The organism is Nocardioides sp., assembly GCF_047607365.1.
Taxonomy (GTDB): domain Bacteria; phylum Actinomycetota; class Actinomycetes; order Propionibacteriales; family Nocardioidaceae; genus Nocardioides.
In genome coordinates this window covers 1-5,136 of sequence record NZ_JASGDD010000171.1, presented here as the reverse complement: position 1 = coordinate 5,136, position 5,136 = coordinate 1, and the positions used below count along the sequence as shown (strand labels likewise).

The window sequence follows — 5,136 nt, the reverse complement described above, 5'->3', positions numbered from 1 at the left end:
GCGCCGGCCGCGCCTCGCGAGCGGCGCAGCAGCCGACCGGGCAGCGGTCCCACAGCGGCCCGATCCCGCCGAGCGAGGCCCGCGCCACCTCCTCGCCGCGCTCGACCGCGGCACGCTCGAGCAGCAGGTCGCGGACCGCCGCGACGAACCGCGGATCCGTGCCGGCCGTCGCCGAGCGCCGGGCGGGGAGGCCCAGCCGCTCGCAGGTCGCCAGCGCCTCGGTGTCGAGGTCGTAGACGACCTCCATGTGATCGGAGACGAAGCCGACCGGGATGAGCACGACGGCGGCGGCGCCGTCGGCCGCGAGCTCCTGGAGCCGGTCGTTGACGTCGGGCTCGAGCCACGGGACGTGCGGGGAGCCCGAGCGCGAGCAGAAGACCAGCTCGTGCGGATGCGCGGCGCCGGTCTCCTCCCGCACCCGGCCGGCGACGACCGCCGACACGTCGAGATGCTGGCGGAGGTAGGCGCCGCCGGCCTCGGGCGGGCCCGCGGCGTCGTTCATCGCGGTCGGGATGGAGTGGGTGACGAAGACGAGCCTCGCGTCGGCCCGGACCGACGCGGGCAGCTCCTGCAGGGCGGCCAGCACGCCGTCGACGACCGGCTCCACGAAGCCGGGATGGTTGAAGTAGTTGCGCAGCTTGTCGACGGCGATCCCGCTGGCCGCGAAGGCGTCGTAGAGGTTCTCGCGGTACTGCCGGCACGACGAGTACGACGAGTAGGCGCTGGTCGTGAACGCCGCCACCCGGCCGATGCCGTCGCGGGCCATCTGGGCCGCGGTGTCGGCGAGGTAGGGATCCCAGTTGCGGTTGCCCCAGTAGACCGGCAGGTCGAGGCCGTGCTCGGCCAGGTCGGCGCGCAGCGCGGCCAGGAAGGCGCGGTTCTGGTCGTTGATCGGCGAGCGGCCGCCGAAGCCGAAGTAGTGCTGCCCGACCTCCACGAGGCGCTCGCGCGGGATGCCGCGGCCGCGGGTGACGTTCTCGAGGAAGGGGACGACGTCCTCGCTCTTCTCGGGTCCGCCGAAGGAGACCAGCAGCAGGGCGTCGTAGGGCGCAGCGTCCATGGGAGCCACCCTAGTGAGGGCACAGCAACTCACAGGCACGGGACAGCGACCCGGCACAGGCCGTCCCTCCACGATCGACGGATGGCTCACCAGGTGGTCCTCCACATCGGGGCGATGAAGACGGGGACGACGTACCTCCAGGCGGTGCTGCGGGGGAATCCCGCGGCCCTCGCGACCACGGGCCACCTCGACGCGCGCACCCTCGGCCGGCCGGCCGGAGCGGTCGCGAAGGTGCTCGCGAGGCCGTACGACGCCACGGCGGCCGTGGCGTGGCACGAGCTGTGCCGGCGCATCCGCGAGGCTCCCGCGGAGACGGTCGTGGTCTCCACCGAGTACCTCGGCTTCGCCCGCCCGCATCAGATCGAGGCGCTCCTCGCTCCCCTGGCCGGCCTCTCGGTGCGGGTGGTGCTGGCGGTGCGCGACCAGGTCGGCGCGATCCCCTCGCAGTGGCAGACCTTCTGCCGCAACTACGGCGACGACCGGTGGCCGGACTATCTCGCCCACATCGATCCGGACCGGGCCGGCGACCGCCGCTCGAAGGCGTGGCGCAGCTACCACCGTGCGCAGGATCTCGACCGGATCGCCCGCGACTGGTCGACGCATCCGGGAGTCGGGCTGCTGCACGTGCTGACCCTCCCGCACACCCGGACCGAGAGCCGGCCGCTGTGGCGCGCGTTCGCGCTCGCCGCCGGCCTCGAGCAGGCCGAGGTGGTGGAGCCGGCGCCGCGGGTCAACCCGTCGGTCGGTCACGCCTCGGCCCAGATGCTCCAGGACCTCGGCCGGCACTGGCAGCGCGCCGGCCACCCGATCCACCTCGTCCGCCTCGCGATGCGGCGCGTCATCGCCGAGGCGCTGGTCCCCCGCCGGCGTCTCGAGCCCGTGCCCCGGCTGGACCGCCGCGGGTGGGCCTTCGCACGGCGGCGCAACGAACTGGCCGTCGCCGCGCTGGAGGAGGGCCGCACCGCGGGCAGGCTCACCGTGCACGGCAGCCTCGCCGACCTCGTCGCGCCGGACCCGCCCCCCGACCTCCCGGGGCGGGCGGCCGACGCGGACCCGACGCTGGTCCGGGAGGCGGCTCGCGCCCTGTGGCTCGAGACCAGGCAGAGCGCCGGCGCCTCCGGCAGGCCGCCACTGACCTATCGGGCCACGCTGCGCGCGATCGCCGACCTGGCGCCGCGCACCGAGGCCTGGCGGCGCACCGCGGACGCCCTGGGCCGGCGCTGACCGGTCAGGCCCTACCCTGTGCGGCATGACCGTCTGGAGGAACTGGTCGGGGCTCGAGTCGGCCAGTCCGTCGAGCGTGCTGACACCGCGATCGGTCGGCGACGTCGTACGCGCCGTGACGGAGTCGGCCGCCGCCGGGCGGCGGGTCAAGATGGTCGGCACCGGACACAGCTTCACCGGCATCTCGGCGCCGGTCGACGTGATGCTCTCCCCGGCCGGTCTGGCCGGCGTCACCGGCGTCGACCGCGAGGCGATGACCGTCACCGTCCTCGCCGGCACCCGGCTCAAGCACCTCAACGCCGCGCTCGCGAGCGTCGGCCTCTCGCTGCACAACATGGGCGACATCGCCGAGCAGACCCTCGCCGGCGCGATCTCGACCGGCACCCACGGCACCGGCGGCCGCGTCGCCGGCATCGCCGCCCAGGTCGCCGGCCTGGAGATGGTGACCGCCGACGGCTCGCTGGTCAGCGTCACCGAGGAGGACGCCGACCTGCTGGACCTGGTCCGGGTCGGCCTCGGCGCGCTCGGCGTGCTGGTGTCGATCACGCTCCGGGTCGAGCCGCTCTTCGGGCTGCGCGCGACCGAGACGCCGATGTCGTGGGACGAGTTCTCCGGCTCCTTCGACGAGATGCGCTCCGGCGACGCGCACGTGGACGCCTACTGGTTCCCCCACACCGACCGGATCTCCACCAAGCGCAACGTCCGGGTCGGCCTGGACGAGCTCGCGCCGCTGCCGCGCTGGCGGGCCTGGCTCGACGACGAGCTGATGCAGAACACGATCTTCGGCGCCCTGTGCCAGGTGACCAACCGGGTCCCGGGGACGATCCCGGCGGTGAACCGGATCGCGTCGAGCCTGATGACCGACCGCACCTACGCCGACGAGGCGCACAAGGTGTTCATCGCCGAGCGCCGGGTCGTCTTCCGCGAGATGGAGTACGCCGTCCCGCTGGAGTCCGGGCTCGAGGTGCTCGCCGAGTGCCGGCGCGCGCTGGAGGCATCGGACCTGAGGATCGGCTTCCCGGTGGAGCTGCGGACGGCCAACGCCGAGTCCCCCGCGCTGTCGACCGCCTCGGGGCGCGACTCGTTCTACCTGGCGTTCCACGTCCACCAGGACGTCGACCACCGGCCCTACTTCGGCCTGCTCGAGCCCATCCTGAAGGCCGCCGGCGGCCGCCCGCACTGGGGCAAGGTGCACACCCTGGACGCCGCCGGCCTCGCGGAGCGCTACCCGCGGTTCAGCGACTTCGTCGCACTGCGCGACCGCCTCGACCCACGACGCGTCCTCGCCAACCCCTACCTCGACCGGGTCGTCGGACCGTAGGGTCCGCCTTGTCCCAGGCATCCGAGACGGGGCGCGGGATCGGGGCGTGCCAGTCCCGGCGCAGGGCCAGCAGCCGCCAGCCGGCGCAGAGGGTCCCGCCTGCCAGCGCGGCCCACGTCTGCGGCACGTGCACCGGCCAGTCGAGGTGGAGGAGGCCGATCGTGACGGCCGAGCCCGCGACGGCGGGCGTGGCGTAGAGCGTGCCGCTGAAGATCTCCGGGAGGCGGTCCGAGAGCAGGTCGCGCAGCACCCCGCCGCCGATGCCGGTGAGCATCCCCATCAGCACCGCGGAGACCGGCGAGAGCCCGAAGTCCTCGGCCTTCAGCGAGCCCGCCACCGCGAACAGGGAGAGGCCGAGCGCGTCGATGACGTCGATGCTCGACTCGGCCCGGCTGACCGCCGGGTGGAAGAAGAAGACCAGCAGCCCGGCCGCGCCGACCGTCGCGATGAAGCGCCAGTCCTCCAGGGCGGCGGGCGGGGTGGCGCCGATCAGGAGGTCGCGCATCACGCCGCCGCCGAGGCCGGTGGTCGCCGCCAGGACGAGCACCCCGAAGATGTCGACGCCGCGGTTGACCGCGACCAGTCCGCCACTGAGCCCGAACACGAAGATGCCGACCAGGTCGAAGACCTCGATCAGCAGCGACGGATCGGTGGTCATGACGCGACGTTAGGGCATGTCTCCCGCCTCCGGCGAAGCGCAGCCGTGGTGACGCGGCCGAGGAAGGAGACCTGCCCTCATGGCGTGGCGGCACGAACCTGGGGGCGCGGGAGTCGTAGGCTCGCCCCATGTCGGCCGAAGAACTTCCCCGCGAGCTTCCCGGGACACCGGCTGAGCGCGTGTGGACGGTCGCATCGATCAGTCGCGATGGCACCCGGATGCTGCTGGTCGACGCCGACGGGAACGAGATGTCCGTGGCCGTCGCGCCGGACGCGCTGCCACGGCGATCGGAGATGACTGTGAACATCCAGGGGAACCCCCAGGGGAACGATCAGGGCCCGGGCACCGGCTCGGGCGCGCCGGCCCTGCGGCCGCGCGACATGCAGGCGCGGATCCGCGCCGGCGAGAGCCCGGAGTCCGTCGCGGAGGCCGCCGGCACCACCCTCGAGCGGATCATGCCCTTCGCGGCTCCGGTCGTGGCCGAGCGCGAGCACATGGCCGAGCGCGCGCAGAAGGCGACCGTGCGCCGGATCGCCACCGAGTCCACGGCCCGCAGCCTCGGCGACGCTGTCGCGATGCAGCTGGCCACGACCGACTCGGTCGGCGACGCCGTCGAGTGGGACGCCTGGCGTCGTACGGACGGACGGTGGGCGCTGGTCGCGCTCTACACCACCTCGGGACGATCGGGCGCCGGGGAGTTCACCTTCGACCCGCCCGGCAACTACGTCTCGCTCGACAACGACGACGCCCGCTGGATCGTCGGCGACCTGCCGGCCGCCGAGCAGCCCGACCCGCCCGTGGTCGACGACCTCACGGCGGCGCGCGAGCGTCGCCAGGCTCCCGCGGAGGGCGTCGCGGCGCCGACCGAGGGAG

Annotated in this window: 5 protein-coding genes; 3 read left to right on the top strand and 2 right to left on the bottom strand. The window is 73.9% G+C overall.

The genetic code is table 11. The annotated features are described in order from the left end of the window. Nucleotides 1–1,060, bottom strand: a 1,060-nt coding sequence (locus tag QM572_RS13380; RefSeq protein ID WP_415093912.1) for a ferrochelatase, incomplete at its 3' end; no start/stop codon positions are given. An 81-nt stretch (nucleotides 1,061–1,141) separates the two neighbouring features. Here QM572_RS13380 and QM572_RS13375 point away from each other — a divergent pair. Beyond that, nucleotides 1,142–2,284 carry a hypothetical protein gene (locus tag QM572_RS13375; protein WP_415093910.1) on the top strand — a complete coding sequence of 381 codons (1,143 nt, stop codon included), beginning with the start codon at nucleotides 1,142–1,144 and terminating at the stop codon, nucleotides 2,282–2,284. A gap of 25 nt (nucleotides 2,285–2,309) precedes the next feature. Continuing rightward, nucleotides 2,310–3,605 (top strand): D-arabinono-1,4-lactone oxidase, encoded by a 1,296-nt coding sequence (locus QM572_RS13370; protein WP_415093908.1) that lies wholly within the window; start codon nucleotides 2,310–2,312, stop codon nucleotides 3,603–3,605. On the opposite strand, the gene QM572_RS13365 is transcribed toward QM572_RS13370, so the two are convergent. Continuing rightward, a complete protein-coding gene (locus QM572_RS13365; protein ID WP_415093906.1) occupies nucleotides 3,520–4,263 on the bottom strand; it encodes a trimeric intracellular cation channel family protein in 744 nt (247 codons plus the stop codon). The two genes, QM572_RS13370 and QM572_RS13365, sit on opposite strands and share 86 nt — an antisense overlap. A gap of 128 nt (nucleotides 4,264–4,391) precedes the next feature. Between QM572_RS13365 and sepH the strand changes: the two genes are divergently transcribed. Continuing rightward, nucleotides 4,392–5,136: septation protein SepH (sepH, locus tag QM572_RS13360; protein ID WP_415093904.1), on the top strand; the 745-nt coding region annotated here is incomplete at its 3' end.

Bases quoted from the DNA above. Each gene is read 5' to 3' on its own strand.
- QM572_RS13375 (WP_415093910.1), top strand. From the start codon at position 1,142: ATGGCTCACCAGGTGGTCCTCCACATCGGGGCGATGAAGACGGGGACG.
- QM572_RS13370 (WP_415093908.1), top strand. From the start codon at position 2,310: ATGACCGTCTGGAGGAACTGGTCGGGGCTCGAGTCGGCCAGTCCGTCG.
- QM572_RS13365 (WP_415093906.1), bottom strand. From the start codon at position 4,263: ATGACCACCGATCCGTCGCTGCTGATCGAGGTCTTCGACCTGGTCGGC.